Annotated in this window: 18 protein-coding genes; 9 read left to right on the top strand and 9 right to left on the bottom strand. The window is 74.9% G+C overall.

The annotated features are described in order from the left end of the window. Positions 1 to 15: 15 nt before the first annotated feature. Complete coding sequence (locus ACZ5OX_RS04150) at positions 16 to 639, bottom strand: FxLYD domain-containing protein (RefSeq protein WP_465628634.1); 624 nt, start codon at positions 637 to 639, stop codon at positions 16 to 18. A gap of 215 nt (positions 640 to 854) precedes the next feature. Then, positions 855 to 1,421 (bottom strand): DoxX family protein, encoded by a 567-nt coding sequence (locus ACZ5OX_RS04155; RefSeq protein WP_465628635.1) that lies wholly within the window; start codon positions 1,419 to 1,421, stop codon positions 855 to 857. A 212-nt stretch (positions 1,422 to 1,633) separates the two neighbouring features. Between ACZ5OX_RS04155 and ACZ5OX_RS04160 the strand changes: the two genes are divergently transcribed. Continuing rightward, complete coding sequence (locus tag ACZ5OX_RS04160) at positions 1,634 to 2,266, top strand: MarC family protein (RefSeq protein ID WP_449789198.1); 633 nt, start codon at positions 1,634 to 1,636, stop codon at positions 2,264 to 2,266. Positions 2,267 to 2,355: 89 nt separating this feature from the next. On the opposite strand, the gene ACZ5OX_RS04165 is transcribed toward ACZ5OX_RS04160, so the two are convergent. Beyond that, complete coding sequence (locus ACZ5OX_RS04165) at positions 2,356 to 2,907, bottom strand: NADPH-dependent FMN reductase (protein ID WP_465628636.1); 552 nt, start codon at positions 2,905 to 2,907, stop codon at positions 2,356 to 2,358. 108 nt (positions 2,908 to 3,015) lie between these two features. Beyond that, entirely contained in the window at positions 3,016 to 3,477 is a 462-nt protein-coding gene (locus ACZ5OX_RS04170; protein ID WP_392869634.1) for an Lrp/AsnC family transcriptional regulator, read from the bottom strand. 187 nt (positions 3,478 to 3,664) lie between these two features. On the opposite strand from ACZ5OX_RS04170, the gene ACZ5OX_RS04175 reads away from it, so the two are divergent. From ACZ5OX_RS04175 to ACZ5OX_RS04185, 3 genes are all read left to right on the top strand, one after another. Continuing rightward, positions 3,665 to 4,495, top strand: a complete 831-nt coding sequence (locus ACZ5OX_RS04175; RefSeq protein ID WP_465628637.1) for a tryptophan 2,3-dioxygenase — start codon at positions 3,665 to 3,667, stop codon at positions 4,493 to 4,495. A 171-nt stretch (positions 4,496 to 4,666) separates the two neighbouring features. Beyond that, positions 4,667 to 5,893 carry a kynureninase gene (kynU, locus tag ACZ5OX_RS04180; RefSeq protein ID WP_465628638.1) on the top strand — a complete coding sequence of 409 codons (1,227 nt, stop codon included), beginning with the start codon at positions 4,667 to 4,669 and terminating at the stop codon, positions 5,891 to 5,893. A gap of 178 nt (positions 5,894 to 6,071) precedes the next feature. Continuing rightward, entirely contained in the window at positions 6,072 to 6,569 is a 498-nt protein-coding gene (locus ACZ5OX_RS04185) for a F0F1 ATP synthase subunit B family protein (protein WP_392869640.1), read from the top strand. On the opposite strand, the gene ACZ5OX_RS04190 is transcribed toward ACZ5OX_RS04185, so the two are convergent. Further along, positions 6,566 to 7,549, bottom strand: coding sequence for a hypothetical protein (locus ACZ5OX_RS04190; RefSeq protein ID WP_465628639.1), 984 nt, complete (start codon positions 7,547 to 7,549; stop codon positions 6,566 to 6,568). The genes ACZ5OX_RS04185 and ACZ5OX_RS04190 overlap by 4 nt on opposite strands. Positions 7,550 to 7,625: 76 nt before the next feature. Between ACZ5OX_RS04190 and ACZ5OX_RS04195 the strand changes: the two genes are divergently transcribed. Continuing rightward, a complete protein-coding gene (locus ACZ5OX_RS04195; protein ID WP_465628640.1) occupies positions 7,626 to 8,255 on the top strand; it encodes a TetR/AcrR family transcriptional regulator in 630 nt (209 codons plus the stop codon). Positions 8,256 to 8,445: 190 nt separating this feature from the next. Here ACZ5OX_RS04195 and ACZ5OX_RS04200 read toward each other — a convergent pair whose 3' ends face one another. Continuing rightward, complete coding sequence (locus tag ACZ5OX_RS04200) at positions 8,446 to 9,915, bottom strand: choice-of-anchor A family protein (RefSeq protein WP_465628641.1); 1,470 nt, start codon at positions 9,913 to 9,915, stop codon at positions 8,446 to 8,448. Between the two features lie 233 nt (positions 9,916 to 10,148). Here ACZ5OX_RS04200 and ACZ5OX_RS04205 point away from each other — a divergent pair, with 233 nt between their 5' ends. The 3 genes from ACZ5OX_RS04205 to ACZ5OX_RS04215 all read left to right on the top strand — a co-directional run bounded on the left by ACZ5OX_RS04205 (position 10,149) and on the right by ACZ5OX_RS04215 (position 12,559). Further along, positions 10,149 to 10,865, top strand: a complete 717-nt coding sequence (locus ACZ5OX_RS04205; RefSeq protein WP_465628642.1) for a 4'-phosphopantetheinyl transferase family protein — start codon at positions 10,149 to 10,151, stop codon at positions 10,863 to 10,865. Between the two features lie 171 nt (positions 10,866 to 11,036). Beyond that, a complete protein-coding gene (locus ACZ5OX_RS04210; protein ID WP_465628643.1) occupies positions 11,037 to 11,519 on the top strand; it encodes a hypothetical protein in 483 nt (160 codons plus the stop codon). Positions 11,520 to 11,638: 119 nt separating this feature from the next. Further along, positions 11,639 to 12,559: a helix-turn-helix domain-containing protein gene (locus tag ACZ5OX_RS04215; protein ID WP_465628644.1), complete on the top strand. Its 921-nt coding sequence runs from the start codon at positions 11,639 to 11,641 to the stop codon at positions 12,557 to 12,559. Here ACZ5OX_RS04215 and ACZ5OX_RS04220 read toward each other — a convergent pair. Together ACZ5OX_RS04220 and ACZ5OX_RS04225 are read right to left on the bottom strand one after the other, a co-directional pair. Continuing rightward, entirely contained in the window at positions 12,556 to 13,026 is a 471-nt protein-coding gene (locus ACZ5OX_RS04220; protein ID WP_465628645.1) for a hypothetical protein, read from the bottom strand. The two genes, ACZ5OX_RS04215 and ACZ5OX_RS04220, sit on opposite strands and share 4 nt — an antisense overlap. A 184-nt stretch (positions 13,027 to 13,210) precedes the next feature. Further along, positions 13,211 to 14,233, bottom strand: coding sequence for an Lrp/AsnC family transcriptional regulator (locus ACZ5OX_RS04225; RefSeq protein ID WP_465628646.1), 1,023 nt, complete (start codon positions 14,231 to 14,233; stop codon positions 13,211 to 13,213). A gap of 162 nt (positions 14,234 to 14,395) precedes the next feature. Between ACZ5OX_RS04225 and ACZ5OX_RS04230 the strand changes: the two genes are divergently transcribed. Further along, on the top strand, positions 14,396 to 15,199 hold the full coding sequence (locus ACZ5OX_RS04230) for an inositol monophosphatase family protein (RefSeq protein WP_465628647.1): 804 nt from the start codon (positions 14,396 to 14,398) through the stop codon (positions 15,197 to 15,199). Between the two features lie 144 nt (positions 15,200 to 15,343). Here ACZ5OX_RS04230 and ACZ5OX_RS04235 read toward each other — a convergent pair whose 3' ends face one another. Then, positions 15,344 to 16,279, bottom strand: a complete 936-nt coding sequence (locus ACZ5OX_RS04235; protein WP_465628648.1) for an amidohydrolase family protein — start codon at positions 16,277 to 16,279, stop codon at positions 15,344 to 15,346.

Here is a 16,279-nt window from a genome sequence, read left to right on the forward strand (position 1 = left end):
CCCCGGCACCGGAGATCAGTAGCCGACGGCGTTGGCCACCTCGGCCTTGACCGTGCCGGAGAGGTCCCGGTGGGCGTGCGCGGTGGCCTGGGCGCTCTGCCCGGGGGCCACGTCCTGGACGGTCACCGCGGCCGCGTCCAGCACCTTGCCGGACTCGTCGGTGAAGTTCACCTGGATCGCGTACCGGTACGACTGCTGCCCGTGGTTGGTGACGCTCAACGGCGCCTGCGGCTTGCCGTCCGAACCGGTGGTCACCGCCCCGACGGTGATGTCCCCCTTGGCGTCCAGCCCGCCCTTGATCCCGGCGATGGCCGAGGAGGCCGCCGACACCGCCGCCGAGGCCTGCGCCTGGGCCGAGGCGATCGCCGAGCCCGCCCCGCCGGCCGCCGAGGCCAGCGCCGAGGCGGCGGAGGCGGCGGCGCTCGCGCCCTTCTTCACCGCGGCCGCCGCCGAGGAGGCCACGCTCTCCGCGCTCTTCTCGGAGGAGCAGCCCGCGAGCGCCGCCGCACCGACCACCGCCACGGCCAACACCCCTGCCACCGCACGCCGTCGGCGGCTCAGCGGCGGCGCGTCCAGATCCTGCACGGTGGCCCTCGGCGGGGTCGGGTGGCTGGCTCGGGTGAGCGGCTGGCGGTCCATGCGGTCCCTCGCTTCCGGTCGGCGCCGGGCTGCCCGGCACACCTCCCCGCCCACCCTCCGAGGGCCGGCGGACCGCCGCCAGCAGGGCTGCTGCCTCCGGGTGACCCGGCCGCGCCGCCGTGAGTCGGCCGCGGGCCGGTGCCCGGGGCGGCTCCCGGCCAGGGCCTCGCTTGGATCCCTGCCCGGTCCGCCGAACCCAAGGGACAGTCCGGTCCCTAGGAGAGCCCCGAGCCCTCCTGCGCGTCCGCCTCGACCGCGGCCCGCTCCTCTCGCAGCCGCATCACGTGCCGGCGCCGCGCGACCGTGGCGTACGCCCCGGCGGCGCTCGTCACGAAGGACACCAGGCCGACCCACGGCCGGTCGAAGACGTGGCCGGTCAGGTGGTCCAGCGAGTAGCGGCCGGCCCCGGCCAGGCCGATCGCCAGCCCGGTCGCGCCGAGGAAGGCCGGGTACTCGTAGCCGCCGGACATCGCGAAGAAGCCGGCCGGGGCGTGCACCGACACGGCACCCGCCATCGTCCCGGCCACCACCGCGCCGGCCGCCGGCGTGGCCAGCCCGGCCACCAGCAGCGCGCCGCCGCCCGCCTCGCCGAGGCCGGCCGCGAGCGCGCTCTGCCGCGCCGGGTGGAAGCCCATCTGTTCCATGGCCTGGGTGGCGCCCTCCAGGCCGCCGCCCCCGAACCAGCCGAACAGCTTCTGGGTGCCGTGCGCGATCAGCACCCCGCCGACCGCGCCGCGCAGGGCCAGCAGGCCCAGGTCCTTACGGTTCAGGCACGTGCCCATGTCGCATCCTCGCTTCCGCGGCGGAGTGGTCCTGCTCGGCGGCAGTCCTACCTCCATGGGACCCGAGAGCGCGCGTCCCTTCGAGCCGGGGCCGCCATCCGGGCGAATTCCTCCGCGACCGGGAATGAACCGCGGCCGACGAGACGCACGCCACGCCCGGACGCGGAGCGTGGCGGACCGGCCGCCCGCAGCCCCGCGGTCATGCTTTGCCCATGTTCGTCTTCAACCTGAGCAGCGCCTTCATCACCTTCTTCGCCGTGGTCGGCCCACCGAAGACCCTGCTGGCCTTCGCCCGGCTGGCCGGGACCAGGAGCAACCTGGAGCTGCGCCGGCTGGCGGCCCTGAGCACGGCCATCTCGTCGGTGATCGGCCTGGTGCTCGGCTTCGGGGCCGACGAACTGACCACCCTGTTCCACATCAGCGACCAGTCCCTGCGGCTCGCCGGCGGGGCGATCTTCTTCGTCTACGCCGTCGCGCTGGTCTTCGGCGTCCACCTCGGCGCGGACGGCGACGAGGACGAGCACCTGGCGAACCCGCTGGTGGACGGCATCCGCGAACTGCTGCTGCCGTACATCGCCAGCCCGCTCGCCATCACGGCCGTCCTGGTCGCCTCGCTCAACCAGGACAACTGGGGCTGGAAGGCCGCCGTCTCCGGGGCGTACGTGGCCGTCGCGGTGATCAACTACCTCTGCGTGGCGGTGCTCGCCCCGCTGATGCGGCGCACCCACCGCACCTCGCTGGAGGTGCTGTCCCGGCTGCTCGGACTGCTGCTGGCGGCGGTCGGCGTCGAGCTGTTCCTGGAGGGGCTGTCCGGGCTCGGGGTGCACCTGCCGGACGGGCACTGAGCCGGGCCACCCTCGGCCCGGTCGGTCGGCCGTCCCGCCGGCCAGCCGGTCAGCCGGTCAGCCCGTCGGTCGGTCGGCCGTCCCGCCGGTCAGCCCGCCGGTCGGCCCGCCGCGAGGCGGGCCAGCACCTCGCCGATCCGCTCGCGCACCAGCGGGTCGGCGACCAGCCCGTCCGGGCCGACCGCGCCGCGCTCCAGCGGAAGCCGGACGCAGGCCTCGTCCAGCACCGCGGCGCCGGTGTAGCCGAGGACGGTGCGCAGGGTGGCCTCGGCGCCCAGACCGCGGCCCGGGCCCGCGGCGTTGATCCAGCCGGTGGGCTTGTCCGAGATCTCGACCCCGCCGACCGTCCAGTCCAGCAGGTTCTTGAACGCGCCCGGCAGCGTCCCGGCGTACTCGGGCGTGCAGACCAGCAGCGCGTCGGCCGCCTCGATAGCGGCCCGCAGCGCGGCCACCGGCTCCGGCAGCGGGTCGGTGTCGTGGTCCGGGTTGAAGTGCGGCAACCCGGCCAGCCCGGCGTAGTACGTGGCCCGCAGGCCCGGGGTGGCGGCGGCCACCTCGGCCGCGGTGCGCAGCACCGTCTCGTTGGTGGAACCGGCCCGCAGGCTCCCGGGCAGCAGCAGGATGTGGCGCTCGTTCGGCATGCCGGGCAACCTACTCCTTGACGCCCGCGTCAACGCCAGCGGACGCCGGGACCGCCGGGAGACCGCCGGGAACCGCCCGGGAACCACCGGGGACCACCCGGGCCGCGCTCAGCGCGGCACCACCGGCCGCCAGGGCACCGGGCTGGAGAGGATCATCGAACTGGACGGCTGGCCGTAGCCGCCGAGCCGGTCGCACACCGCCTCGAACTCGGCCATCGTCGACACCGCGACCAGCAGCACGCAGCACGCCCCGCCGGTGACCCGGTGCAGCTGGACCACCTCCGGCCAGGTCGGCACGTCCGGGTCGCGCAGCACGCAGCGCGGGCCGTAGCACTGGATCTGGACCAGCGCGGTGATCGGCAGCCCGGCCCGGGTGAGGTCCACGTGGGCGTGGTAGCCGCTGATCACCCCCTCCGACTCCAGCCGGCGGACCCGTTCGGCCACCGCGGGTGCGGACAGGCTCACCCGGCGGGAGAGTTCGTTGTACGAGAGCCGGGCGTCGGCCTGGAGCTCGGCGAGCAGGCGGCGGTCGACGGCGTCCAAGGCGGCCTCCCGGGCGGTCGGGATCAAGGGGTTTCCGTTCGTAAGGCGGATCGGCGGAACGCCTCGCGAACGACAGCTCAAAGGGCGGTTGCGATGCCCGTCACCCATTCAAGCGGGGGCCACCGCCGCCGCACAATGGGCACCCGGTGGAACCCGGCAGTCCGGCTGGTTCACCGGACCGGGCGACGGGGCCCGGAGGAGCAGGAGGATCGGGATGGGGCACGACACGGTGGAGACACCCAACCTGTCGTTCGGTCGGGGCGGAGCGCCGGGTCGGGGCACCCCGTACGCCCAGTACGTGCGCCTGGACGAGCTGCACGGCCTGCAGCACCCGCGCAGCGAGGAGCCGGCCGAGCTGTCGTTCATCGTCACCACCCAGGTGATGGAGCTGCTGTTCGACCTGCTGCGGCACGAGTGGACGCTCGCCCGGCGGGCGCTGCGCGAGGACGACCTGGCCGCCGCCCTGGCCGCGCTGCGCCGGGGCACCCACGTGCAGGACGTGCTGGTGGAGTCCTGGGGCCTGCTGGCCACCATGACCCCGCACGAGTTCAACTCCTTCCGCGCGCTGTTCGGCGAGGCCTCCGGCTTCCAGTCCGCGGCCTTCCTGCGGCTGGAGTTCCTGCTCGGCAACAAGAACGCCGCACTGCTGGCGATGTACGACGGGATGCCCGACACCCAGGCCGAGCTGACCGAGGCGCTGCGCACCCCCGGGCTGTACGACGAGGCGCTGGCGCTGCTGGCCCGCCGCGGCCTGGCCCCGCACCGGGCGCCCTCCGAGCAGCGCTACCAGCCGTCCGCGGAGGTCGAGGCGGCCTGGCGGCGGGTCTACACCGAGCCGGAGCTCGCCGCGCTGCAGCCGCTCGGCGAGGCCCTGCTGGACGTGGCCGAGCGGGTCACCCGGTGGCGCCAGCGCCACCTCTCGGCGGTCAAGCGGACCATGGGCGGCAAGCCCGGCTCGGGCGGCTCCAGCGGGCTGACCTGGCTGCGCAAGTCGGCCGAGCAGGACGTCTTCCCGGAGCTCTGGACGATCCGGGACGGGCTGTGACGGGCTGCGACGGGCCGTGGCTCGCCGGCGCGGGCCGCGGGCCGTGGCTCGCCGGCGCGGGCCGCGGGGCGGGGCACGACCGGGACGGGAACGGACGTGCCCGGACGTGCCCGGACGGGACTGGACTGGACGGGACGAACCGTGCACACGGATGACGAGGGAGGGACGGGCATGACCACGCGCGAGGACTGCGCGGCGCTGGACGCCGTCGACCCGCTGGCGGAATTCCGCAAGGAGTTCACCCTGCCGGACGGGGTGATCTACCTGGACGGCAACTCGCTGGGCGCGCTGCCGGCGCGCACGCCCGAGCGGGTGCGCCGGGTGGTCGAGGAGGAGTGGGGCCGGGAGCTGATCCGCAGCTGGAACGACGCCGGCTGGTTCGAGCAGCCGTACCGGCTGGGGCGGCGGATCGCGCCGCTGGTCGGCGCCGACCCGGCGGAAGTGGTCGTCTGCGACACCACCTCGGTCAACCTGTTCAAGGTGCTGTCGGCCGCGCTGCGGCTGCGCCCCGGCCGGCGCACCGTGCTCGGCGACGCCGAGGCCTTCCCGACCGACCTGTACATCGCCGAGGGCGTGACCGGCCTGGTCGAGGGCGCGCGCAGCGCGCTGATCCGCCCCGAGGAGCTGGACCGGCACCTGGACGGGGACGTCGCCGCGGTCGTCCTCTCGCACGTGGACTACCGCACCGGTGAGCTGCTGGACATGCCCGGGATCACCGCCCGGGTGCGGGCCTCGGGCGCCCTGATGATCTGGGACGTCTGCCACTCGGTGGGCGCGCTGCCGGTCGAACTCGACGCCGCCGGAGCGGACTTCGCGATCGGCTGCACCTACAAGTACCTGAACGGCGGCCCCGGCTCACCGGCCTTCCTGTACGTCGCCGAGCGGCACCTGGCGGCCGGCCCGCTCCAGCCGCTGAGCGGCTGGTTCGGCCACGCCCGACCGTTCGCCTTCGAGCCCGGGTACGACCCGAAGGCGGGCATCGGCCGCTTCCTGACCAGCTCGCCCTCGCTGCTCGGCCAGGCCGCCCTCGGCGCCTCGCTGGACGTCTGGGAGCGGGCCGACCTGGCCGCGGTGCGGGCGAAGAGCCTGGCCCTGACCGACCTGTTCGTGTCGCTGACCGAGGGGCTGGACGGCGTCGAGGTGGTGACCCCGCGCGAGCACGCCCGGCGCGGCAGCCAGGTCGCGCTGCGGCACGCCGACGGCTACCCGGTGGTGCAGGCGCTGATCGAGCGCGGGGTGATCGGTGACTTCCGCGCGCCGGACCTGATGCGCTTCGGCTTCACCCCGCTCTACCTCTCGTACACCGAGGTCTGGGACGCGGCCCGGCAGCTGGCCGAGGTGCTGGAGAGCGGCGAGTGGCGGGCGGAGCGCTTCTCCCGCCGGGGCGAGGTGACGTAGCCCGGGGACCGGGGACCGGGGGCCGGGGCCGAGCCCAGGGACCAGGGGCCGGGGCCGGGGGCCGGGGGCCGGGGCCGGGGCCGGTCGTGACGCAGCTCATGTCCGGGCCGAGTTCGACCCCCTTCGTCCTTGGGGAGGCTCCGGACTGACGGAACGTCACACCCTGGGGAGGTAGTGCGTGAACCTCGAACTCGGCCCGCTCAAGCCCGAACCGGCCCCGCTGCTCCTGGGGCTGGCGCTGTTCTTCCTGCTGCTGTGGACGCTCGGCCGCCACCTGCTCCCCCGGATCGAGCGGGTGCAGTCCGAACGCTGGGAGGCCACCGAGGGGCGCGCCGAACACGCCGAGGCCCTGCTCGCCGAGGCCGAGGCCACCCGGGAGGCCCGCCTGCGGGAGCTGGCCGAGGCCCGGCACGAGGCGGCCCGGATCCGCGAGGAGTACGCCGAGCGCGGCGCGGCGGCTATGGTCGCGGCCCGCGCGGAGGGCATCCGCGACCGGGACGAACTGCTCACCGCCGGCCGCGCCCGGATCGCCGCCGACCGGGCCGAGGCGGCCCGGGTGCTGCGCCGGGACGTCGGCGAGCTGGCCGTCACCCTGGCCGGCCGGGTGATCGGCGAGCCGGTGCACGCCGTCGCCGCCCGGCGGCGCACGGTGGAGCGCTTCTTCGAGGCGAACTAGCCTGCACGGGGCGGGAGTTCGCCGTCCGCTCCGCCGGCTTGCGTCAGCTCGGCGATCAGTTCACGGTAGACGGCGAAGGCCGGCTTGGGCGTGTAGTCGTCGCGCAGCAGGCCGAAGTGCGGGAACAGCCCGGCGCCCGCGCTGTCCGCGTCCCGCAGCGCGAAGAACGCGTAGCCGGTGACGTTGAGTTCGGCGGCGAGCCCGGCGACGGCCCGGACCACCTCCGCCACCACCTCGGCCTGCCGCGCCTCGCTCCGCCCGGGGCCGGTGGGCCAGCCGTTCTCGCAGATCCGCACCGGGACGCCGGGCCCGATCCCGGCCCGGGGCAGCGCGCCCTGGCGGAAGCCTGTGAGCACCGCCCGTACCGCGTCGGCGAGTTGCTCCGGTCGGACGGGGCGGAAGACGTCCGGGAAGAAGTCCAGGCCGACGTAGTCCAGGGCACGGTGGAAGCGCTCGTCGGCGAGCCGGCCGAGCTCGGACCAGAAGGTGTCCGCGGGGTCGAAGGAGGGCACCGCGTTGAAGCCGACGGCCAGCCGGTCGAATCCACGGGCCAGCGCCTCCTCCTTGGCCGCGACCACGCCCTCGACCAGCGCGCGGCGGACGTTCGGGATGCTCCCGTCCACGGGCGGGAGGTCGAGGTTGGGCTCCTCGCAGATCTGGAGCAGGGCGAGCCGGTGGCCCTCGGCCCGGACCGTGCGCCGGACGAAGTCCAGCCAGCCCGCCAACTCGCCGCCGCGCTCCCGGTACTGCACCACCAGGTCGAGCCGGCGGCCCTCGCCGGCGTACTGCTCGGGCCGTTCCGGGGTGTGCTCGCCGCCCGGGTACGAGCGGTAGGCGCGGACCAGGAACTCCCTTGCGTCGCCCTGGAGTTCGCGCAGCGCCGCGGCTATCCGGGCCGGCTCGTCGGGGCGGGCGGGCGCGATGACGCCGCTGTCGTCACCGAGGAGTCCGCCGGGATAGATGCCGAAGGTGAAGGTCATGCCGTCACCGTAGCGGATATTTTTGGTGTCACTGCAAATTTCAAGTGACTCCATGATTCTCGGATAGGATCCGGCCATGGGACTTCGCGAACTCAAGAAGCAGCAGACCCGGGAACTGCTCTCCGACACCGCCATGGGCCTGTTCGCCGAGCGCGGCTTCGACCGGGTCACGGTGGTCGAGGTGGCCCGGGCCGCCGGGGTCTCGCCGAACACGGTCTTCAACTACTTCCCGACCAAGGAGGACCTGTTCTTCGACCGGCAGGAGGAGGTGGTCGCCCGCCTCGCCGAGGTGGTCCGCCGCCGCCCCGCGGGCAGTTCGGCCGTGGACGCCGTCCGGGCCGACCTGCTGGCGGCCTTCGCGGAGGGGGAACCGACGGTCGGACTGAACCCCGGGGTGGCGGCGTTCTGGCGGATCGTCGAGGACAGCGCCGCCCTGCGGGCCCGACTGCTGGAGCTCGGCGACCGGGCCGAGGCGGCACTGGCGGCCGTCCTGGCCGAGGAGTCGGGAGCCGACCGGGACGACCCGCTCCCCCGGATCGTGGCCGGAGCCGTCGCGGGGGCCCACCGGGCGGTGCTCGGCGAGATCCGGCGGGCGATGGTGGCCGGGGAACCGGCCGGGACGGTACGGACCCGGGTCGAGGCCGCGGTCGAGCGGGCCTTCGGGCTGCTCGCCTCGGGCCTCGCCCACTACCCGGCCGGGCGGTAGGCGACCCGGGCGGCGTTCGGGGCGAGGGCGGAGCAGGGCGAGGGCGGAGCAGGGCGAGGGCGGAGCGGGAACGGCGCAGGCCGCCCGGTCGGGTCGACTCGGGCGGCCTGCGCGGCAGTTCGGCTGTCCGACTGTCCGGGGTCCGGCTGTCCGGCTGTCCGGCTTCTCGGCCGTACGGGCCGTACGGCCGTCAGCCGTGGCGGCCGCGACGGCGGCGGGCGGCCAGCACGGCCAGACCGCCGAGGCCGAGCAGGCCGACGCCCGCCACGCCGAAGACCACCGGGGCGTTGCCCGCGCCGGTGGAGGGCAGCTGACCGCCGCCACCGGGGTGGCCGGTCGGCTCCTCGGTCGGGTGGAGGCCGGTCGGGGCCGGGCCGGCGCTCGACGTCGTCGCACCGGCCGACGGCGAGGTCGGCGAGGTGGACGAGGTCGGCGAGGTGGGCGCCGGGGAGGTCGGGGAGGTCGGGGCCGGGGAGGTGGGGCTCGGCGAAGTGGGCGCCGGGGACGTCGGCGAGGGCGACGGCGTCGACGAGGTCGGCGACGGGCTGGGCGTCACGGCGCAGTCCGGCAGGTCGCCGTCGAACGGGTAGCTGTGGATCTCGTAGCCGCCGGTGCCGGTGTGGACCAGGCTGCCCGCGAGGTACACCCGGCCGTTCATGCCCGGCTGGGCGATGGTCGTGGTGCCGCGGGGGTTGCCGGCCAGGACCGAGCCCTGGAACTGGGCGCTGCCGAGGATCTGCGCCGAGGTCGCGGTCGGGAAGTTGTACATGAGCTTCGAGCGCATCTCGGTGGTCTGGTCCCCGGCCAGGCCGGTGCCGGTGTAGGTGTTGACGACCGGGCTGTCCCCGAGCATGTTCACCACGACGGTGGCGCCGGCCGGTATGCCGGCGAAGACCAGGCCGATCTGCCCACCGGACGGCGAGGCGAGGTCCTGGGTGACGTTGAAGACCTGCTTCGCGCTGGTCCCGTCGCCGGTGAAGGTCGCCTCGCTGGAGGTGACGGCGACGGTGCCGGTCGCGGTGGCCCGGCCGACGCAGCCGGAGACCTCCTCGATCCGGGTCAGCACCGATCGGTAGGGCGCGGCGGCGTTCGGGTCCTGGATCGACTCACCCGTGGGGTCGATGTTCACGGCGCCGGTGACCGAGCCCGCGTGGCGCAGATGGCCGAAGGCCGGGCCGCGCGAGTCGATGCCGCCGATCAGGACGGTGTTGCCGGTCCTGACGTCGACGTCGCCGCCGGTGGTGACGAAGTCGCTGCCGTTCGGCGGCACCACGCGCGAGCCGACGCCGACGACACCCATGTTGTAGGCGCCGCCGCCGTTCTTGTCGACGGTCAGGTTCCCCAGCGCGACGATCTTGCCCTCGGCCTCCGCGGCCCGGCCGTTCACGGTGTAGTCGCCGCCGGTGAAGACGTTGACGGTGGCGTCCCGGCCGGGGAAGTCGCCGTTGTCCGCCGGCGGCCAGGTGCTGGGGCAGTCGGGCCCGGAGCAGGCGCCCAGCGGCGGGGCCAGCGGAGCGGCCGAACCGACCGTCAGGACCGCGGCCAGCGGCAGCGCGGTGACGGTGGTCGCCACGGCGACCAGGACGGCCCGGCGCCCGCGCGGGGCCGGAGTTCTCACGGTGGTCGTTCTGTGCTCCGGCGAACCGGTGGCCTGACCCATCGACAATTCCTCCGTGCATGAGAAAGGGCAGGCCGGGACGACCTGCCGTGACGTGATGTCTGCGCTGCTGCGACGCCTGCGACGTCTGCCGGCGATTCCAGAGATTCGGGACATCAAACATCAAATCAGACATTCTCACCCTACGGATCCTCAGATCGGGTCCGAAATTCATCCGTACGGAGCAGCGCCCGCCCGGGCGGACGCGAGTTCGAGGGAAGCCTTAGGTTGGAGGCATGAGCACCGAGGCCCAGGAAGAGAGCACACCGCTCGTCGCCGTCGCGTCCGCCGGCGCCGTACTGCGGCACCCCGAGGCGGGCGAGCACCTGCTGACCGCCATGGAGCGGGAGCGCGCCGCGCGCTTCCGGCACGAGTCCGGGCGGATCGACTTCACCGCCGGGCACCTGCTGGTCCGGCTCTGCGCCGCCCGGCTGCTCGGCGTGCCGACGGCCGGCCTCGTCCTCGCCCAGCAGTGCCCGGACTGCGGGCTCGCCGACCACGGCAAGCCCTACCTGCCGGACCACCCCGGGGTGCACGTGAGCCTCTCCCACACCCGGGGCGTGGTCGCGGCCGGTGCCGGGTTCCAGCCGGTCGGGGTGGACGTCGAGCTGTCCACCCGGGGCGGCTCGCTGAGTTCGGTCGCCCGCCGGGTGCTCGCCCCGGCCGAGCTCGCCCTCGTCGAGGCGGACCCGCAGCCGGAGCAGGCGTTCCTGCGGCTCTGGGTGCGCAAGGAGTCGCTGATCAAGATCGGCAGGGCCACCCTGGACACCCTCGGCCGGGTCGACCTCTCCGCCTTGCCGCTGGCCGTCCCGCCGGGCGCGCCGCTGCGCAGCCGGTACGAGGACCTGCACCTGCTCGACTGGACCGACCGGGCCGACCCGGAGCACGTCGCCGCCGTCGCGGCCGTCAGCACCGCCCCGCCCCGGATCGTGGAGCTCACGGCTTCGAGCTGAGCGGGGCGGGGGGTGGGCCTTGGAGCGGGGCAGGGGCGGGCCTTCGAGCGGGGCCGGGGCGGGCCCGCGCGGTGGGCCCGTGGATAAGCGGTGTTAGCGTGCCTGGTCGTGGGCACGCCGGACGCGCGCCCGCCGACCAGCTGCCCACCGGATTCAAAAGGGTGCCCCGCCATGGCCAAGTTCCTGCTGAGCCTGCACGTCCTCGTGTCGGTCCTGTTCATAGGCCCGGTCGCGGTGGCCGTCAGCATGTTCCCCCGCCGGGCGAAGGCCGCGCTGGCCGGCGGACCGGACCGGGCCTCCGACGCCGGTGTGCTGCGCGTACTGCACCGGATCACCCAGATCTACGCGTTGCTCGGGGTCGCGGTGCCGGTGCTCGGCATCGGCCTGGCCCAGATGATGGACGTGCTCGGGCAGTCCTGGGTGATCGTCTCGATGGTGCTGACCGGCCTCGCCGCGCTCGCACTGCTGCTCTTCGTGCTGCCCGGCCAGCAGGCCGCCGTGGACGCGCTCGAACTGGACCCGTCGGACGAGCAGCACGGCAAGGCCGTCAGCGGCCTGAAGCTGCTGCCGATGACCGCCGGGGTGTTCAACCTGCTGTGGGCCGTGGTCGTGGTGATCATGGTCATCCGCCCGGGGTCGAGCACCGGCGTCTGAGCCGCCGCTCCCCTGCTCCCTGCTCCCTGACTCCCCGGCTTTCGGGCCGCTGCTCCCCGGCCCCTGATCGCCACCGCCCCCTCCCGCCGACCGGGGTCGTTCGAGTACCGTCCTGGGCCATGACGATCATGGCGGGCATGGGCAGCCCGACGGGAACCGGAGTCGGGCCGCTGCTGCGCGGCTGGCGGGAGCGACGACAGCTCAGCCAACTGCAACTGGCGCTGCGGGCCGACTCCTCGGCCCGCCACCTCAGCTTCGTCGAGAACGGCCGCTCCCGGCCGAGCCGGGAGCTGGTGCTGCGGCTGGCCGAGCACCTGGACGTGCCGGTGCGCGAGCGCAACACCCTGCTGCTCGCGGCCGGCTACGCCCCGCACTACCCCGAGACGCCGCTGGACGACCCGTCGATGTCCGCGCTGCGCGGCGGGCTGGAACGGCTGCTGGCCGCCCACGACCCGTACCCGGCGGTGGTGGTCGACGGCTCCTTCCGGGTGCTGGCGGCCAACCGCGCGCTCGGACTGCTGCTGGACGGCATCGCCCCGCACCTGCTGGAGCCGCCGCTCAACGCGATCCGGATCACCCTCCACCCGGACGGGCTGGCACCGCGCATCCTCAACCTTCGGCAGTGGCGGCAGCACCTGCTGGAGCGGATGGAACGGCAGCTGGAACTGGTGCGGGCCGAGCCGCTGCGCCGGCTGTACGAGGAGGTCCGCGGCTACCCCGAGCCGGTCGGCGACCCCGCGGACGACCCGGGCGCGGGCGGCGGCGGGGCGGGCGGCGGCGCGGCGGGCGGCGGCGCGGCGGGCGGCGGCGCGGCGGGCGGCGGCGCGGCTGCGGGCGCTCCGGGGGGAGCCGACGGGTTCCCGTTCGCGCTGCCGATGCGGGTCCGGCACGACGGGCAGGTGCTCTCCTTCCTCTCCACCATCGCCACTTTCAACACCCCGCTGGACGTCACCGTCTCCGAGCTGGCCATGGAGACCTTCCTGCCGGCCGACGCGGAGACGGTGCGGTTCCTGCAAGCCGCGATCGGGCCGGACCGTTAGCCCTGGCCCGCGGCCTGACCCCGGGTCTGGCCTTGGGCCTGGCCTTGGGCCTGGCGCCGCAGGGCGGTGAACTGGAGGACGGCGAACAGGCCCACCGCCGCGGCCTGTGCCGGGATCCAGACGAACCCGGCGGTGGTCGGCTCCAGCCACAGCTCCATCGCGATCAGGCTGAGCACCACCCAGACGAGGTTGAGGTCGATCACGGCCCGCACCCCGAGCACCGGCGGCCGCCGACGGGCGGCCAGCGCGCCGACCGCGAGCGCGTAGCCGAGGAGGAGGAGCCCGAGGTCGACCAGGGTGGTGCGGCCGGCCCCGAGCAGTTCGCCGAGCGGGCCGGAGAAGGCCAGGTAGGCGAGACCGTTGCCGCCGGTGACCAGGGCGTCCAGGGTGAGGGCACCGCGCACCGTCCACGGCGAGAAGGCGGAACCGGGTCGGGCGGGCGTGAGGGTGTTCGCGTGGGCGGACATGGCGGATCGCCTCCTGTCAGGGGGTGGGATCCCGGGGCCGTGGCGGCCGCACCGGATGCCACCACCCTGCCCCGTGGGGCGGCGGGCGTCGATTACCCCTCAGGTAACGGCGGGCCGGGGGCAGGGCCCGGGAACCGGGCCGGGGGCTGAGGGCCCGTCTCCCCCACGGGTGACGACCGGCCCGCTACGGCCGCCGGGCCGGCTGCCGGAGCAGGACGCCGGCCCGCTTCACCGCGCGGGCGGTGATGGTGGTCTCGGCCCGGGCGGCACCGAGCGGGCCGAGGGTGTCGGTGAGGAAGCGGTACAGCTCGCCGTGGTCCGGACAGAACACCGTGGCCAGCAGGTTGGCCGGGCCGCTGGTGGCGAACACCCCGTGCACCTGCGGGTGCCGGGCCAGCGCCGTACCGACCTCGGCGATCCGGCCGGGCGGCACGTCCAGCCAGAGGTTGGCGTCCACGGCCATGCCGAGCAGCCGCGGGTCCACGGTGGCGTGGGTGCGCAGCAGCCCGGCCTCGTCCAGCCGATGCAGTCGGCGGCGCACCGTGGACTCGGGCGCGCCGACGGCCCCGGCCAGCGCGGCGTGGGACTGCCGGGCGTCCTCGCCCAGCCGCTCCAGCAGCGCGCGGTCGAGGCCGTCCAGCGGCGGGGGCGCGGCGGGGCGGGAAGTGGCCAGGCGGGAAGTGGCTGGGCGGGAAGTGGTGGGCCTGGCGAGTGCGGCGGCCTCCTCGTCGGTGAGGTACCCGGCCCGCCACTGCCCGGCATCGGCGAAGGCGTGCAGCACGGCGTGGGTGGTGGTCTCGGTGACGGCACCGGTCGCGGGCAACTGCCCGTACAGCAGCCGGTCGCGGGAGCCGGCGTCGGTGAGCATCACGGCGCCCACCTCGTGGCCGCCGAGCATCACGTCGACGAACGGGACGTCGGAGCGGTCGGCGAGGGCCTGGGCGATGGCGTCCACCCGGCCGCTCAGCACCCGGACCCGCAGCAGCAGCGCGCCCACGGCGGCGTCCTCGACGTCCGGCAACCGGACCACCCGCAGCACCCCGGCCTGCCGCATCCGGCCCAGCCGGCGGGTGACCGTCCGGGCGGAGACGCCCAGCACCCCGGCGATCCGGCCGGGCTCGGCCCGTCCGTCCACCTGGAGGGCGCACACGAGGCGGCGGTCCAGGGTGTCCAGCACGCTGTCCGGATCGGTGGTGGAGAGGTCCATGGTGTCGGATTCCCGTCACTCTCGGCAGTAGTCGCGTCCTGATCGGCAGCCTGACGGTACTCCTTGTCCCGACCGACCGGCCGGAGCGGACGGAGCGGACGCCGGGCCGGAGCCCCGCCCCGGCGTGAGGAATCGAACGTGAGGAATCGAGGAGGAGTCGCCGTGACGAAGGAACTGTGGACGCTGGCGGACGGTGTGGAGGCCGCGGTGCGCGAGGTCGGGGCGGGGCTGGCGGCACGCCGGTCCGCCGACCCGGTCACGGCGCGGACCATCGAGGAGGCGGCGGCCGCCTTCGCCGAACTGGACGGCCCGGCCGCAGCAGCGTTGCGGGAGCGGCTGACGGCACTGCGTCCGCAGGCCGGCTGGGTGCCCGAGGAACTGGACGGCACGGTGCCCGCGGAGGGCGAGTGGTGGCTGTGCGACGCGACCGACGGCGCGGTGCAGTACCTGCTCGGGCAGCCGCACTGGGCGGTGACCGCCACCCTGGTGCGGGACGGCACGGCGGTACTGGCCGTGGTGCACGCCCCGGAGCAGGACGGCCGCACCTACCGGGCGGTGCTCGGCGGCGGGGCCCGGCTGGACGGGCGGCCGATCGCGCCGCTGGAACGGGAGTTGGCCGTCACCGTCGCCGCCACCAGCCAGCCGCCGCGGGTGGCCGCCGACCCGGTGGCGCTGCGCCGGGCGGGCGAGTCGCTGTCCGCGATGGCGGGAGCGGTCCTGGCGGTGCGCAACCTCGGCCCGACCGCGCTCCAGGTGGCCCAGGTCGGCTCGGGGCACCTCGCGCTGTTCTGGCAGTACGGCCTCGACGCGGGCAACCTGTTGCCCGGCGCGCTGATCGCGCGCGAGGCGGGCGCGGCGGTGACGGACGCCGCCGGGTCGGCCTGGACGGCCGGCTCCGACGGCTTCCTCGCCGCCGCGCCCGGGCTGCACGCTCGGGCGCTGGAGGTGCTGCGGACGGTGCGGTGATGGGTGGTGCGGTGATGGGTGGTGCGGTGATGGGTGGTGCGGTGTTCGGCGGTGCGGTGTTCGGTGGTTCGGGACCTGTGGCGCCGGCCTGTGCTGCCGGATCAGTGGTGCCGGATCGGTCGTGCCGGATCAGTGGTGCGGTGATCAGCCTTCGGGCTTGATGCCGAAGAGGGCGGCCGCGTTGTCGTGGCAGACCGCCCGCAGCCATTCCTCCCCCAGCCCCAGCCCGGCCAGCGCCTCCAGCTGGTGGACGTACCGGTAGGGGATGTTGGGGAAGTCGCTGCCGAGCAGGACGCGGTCCGCCAGCCCGCGCAGGCGCGGCAGTTCCTCACGCGGGAACGGGTCGTCCGCCTCGGCGAAGTCGGTGAACGCGATGGTGGTGTCCAGCCGGACGGCCGGGTGGCGCTCGGCCAGGTCGAGGAAGCCGCGGTACTCGGGCATCCCGAGGTGGGCGACCACCACGACCAGGCCGGGGTGCCGCTCCAGCACCGCGCCGATCGGGCCCGGGCCGGTGAACCTGCCCGGCACCGGCCCGGATCCGCAGTGGGTGACCACCGGGGTGCCGGTCTCGGCGAGCAGCCCCCAGACCTCGTCCAGCAGCGGGTCCGCCGGGTCGTAGCCGCCGACCTGGAGGTGCGCCTTGAACACCCGGGCGCCGTCCTCGATCGCCCGGGCCACGTAGCCGGTCGCCTCGGGCTCGGGGAAGAAGGTCGCGGTGTGCAGGCAGTCCGGGGTGCGGGCGGCGAAGTCGGCGGCCCAGGCGTTCAGCCAGCCGGCCATGCCGGGCTTGTGCGGGTACAGCATGGACGTGAACGCCCGGACGCCGAAGTCCCGCAGCCGCCGGACCCGTTGCTCCTCGGCCTCGCGGTAGGTGATCGGCCAGGGACGGTTCACCAGCGGACCGGCCGCGTCGAAGTACGCCCACACCTTGTCGAGAACGTTCTTCGGCATGAAGTGGGTGTGCACGTCGATCAGCCCGGGCAGGCCGAGCGTCTGCCAGAACTCCCTGACCTTCTCGGCCTCCTGGCCGTCCGTTTCCGGACCGTCCGCCTCGTGGCCGTTCACTGCTCGGCCGTTCAC

The organism is Kitasatospora sp. NPDC032121 (assembly GCF_055580145.1).

What these genes read in the sequence shown, in the direction of transcription:
- ACZ5OX_RS04150 (WP_465628634.1), bottom strand. Translation starts at nt 639, where the DNA reads ATGGACCGCCAGCCGCTCACCCGAGCCAGCCACCCGACCCCGCCGAGG.
- ACZ5OX_RS04155 (WP_465628635.1), bottom strand. Translation starts at nt 1,421, where the DNA reads ATGGGCACGTGCCTGAACCGTAAGGACCTGGGCCTGCTGGCCCTGCGC.
- ACZ5OX_RS04160 (WP_449789198.1), top strand. Translation starts at nt 1,634, where the DNA reads ATGTTCGTCTTCAACCTGAGCAGCGCCTTCATCACCTTCTTCGCCGTG.
- ACZ5OX_RS04165 (WP_465628636.1), bottom strand. Translation starts at nt 2,907, where the DNA reads ATGCCGAACGAGCGCCACATCCTGCTGCTGCCCGGGAGCCTGCGGGCC.
- ACZ5OX_RS04175 (WP_465628637.1), top strand. Translation starts at nt 3,665, where the DNA reads ATGGGGCACGACACGGTGGAGACACCCAACCTGTCGTTCGGTCGGGGC.
- kynU (WP_465628638.1), top strand. Translation starts at nt 4,667, where the DNA reads ATGACCACGCGCGAGGACTGCGCGGCGCTGGACGCCGTCGACCCGCTG.
- ACZ5OX_RS04190 (WP_465628639.1), bottom strand. Translation starts at nt 7,549, where the DNA reads ATGACCTTCACCTTCGGCATCTATCCCGGCGGACTCCTCGGTGACGAC.
- ACZ5OX_RS04195 (WP_465628640.1), top strand. Translation starts at nt 7,626, where the DNA reads ATGGGACTTCGCGAACTCAAGAAGCAGCAGACCCGGGAACTGCTCTCC.
- ACZ5OX_RS04200 (WP_465628641.1), bottom strand. Translation starts at nt 9,915, where the DNA reads ATGGGTCAGGCCACCGGTTCGCCGGAGCACAGAACGACCACCGTGAGA.
- ACZ5OX_RS04205 (WP_465628642.1), top strand. Translation starts at nt 10,149, where the DNA reads ATGAGCACCGAGGCCCAGGAAGAGAGCACACCGCTCGTCGCCGTCGCG.
- ACZ5OX_RS04210 (WP_465628643.1), top strand. Translation starts at nt 11,037, where the DNA reads ATGGCCAAGTTCCTGCTGAGCCTGCACGTCCTCGTGTCGGTCCTGTTC.
- ACZ5OX_RS04215 (WP_465628644.1), top strand. Translation starts at nt 11,639, where the DNA reads ATGACGATCATGGCGGGCATGGGCAGCCCGACGGGAACCGGAGTCGGG.
- ACZ5OX_RS04220 (WP_465628645.1), bottom strand. Translation starts at nt 13,026, where the DNA reads ATGTCCGCCCACGCGAACACCCTCACGCCCGCCCGACCCGGTTCCGCC.
- ACZ5OX_RS04225 (WP_465628646.1), bottom strand. Translation starts at nt 14,233, where the DNA reads ATGGACCTCTCCACCACCGATCCGGACAGCGTGCTGGACACCCTGGAC.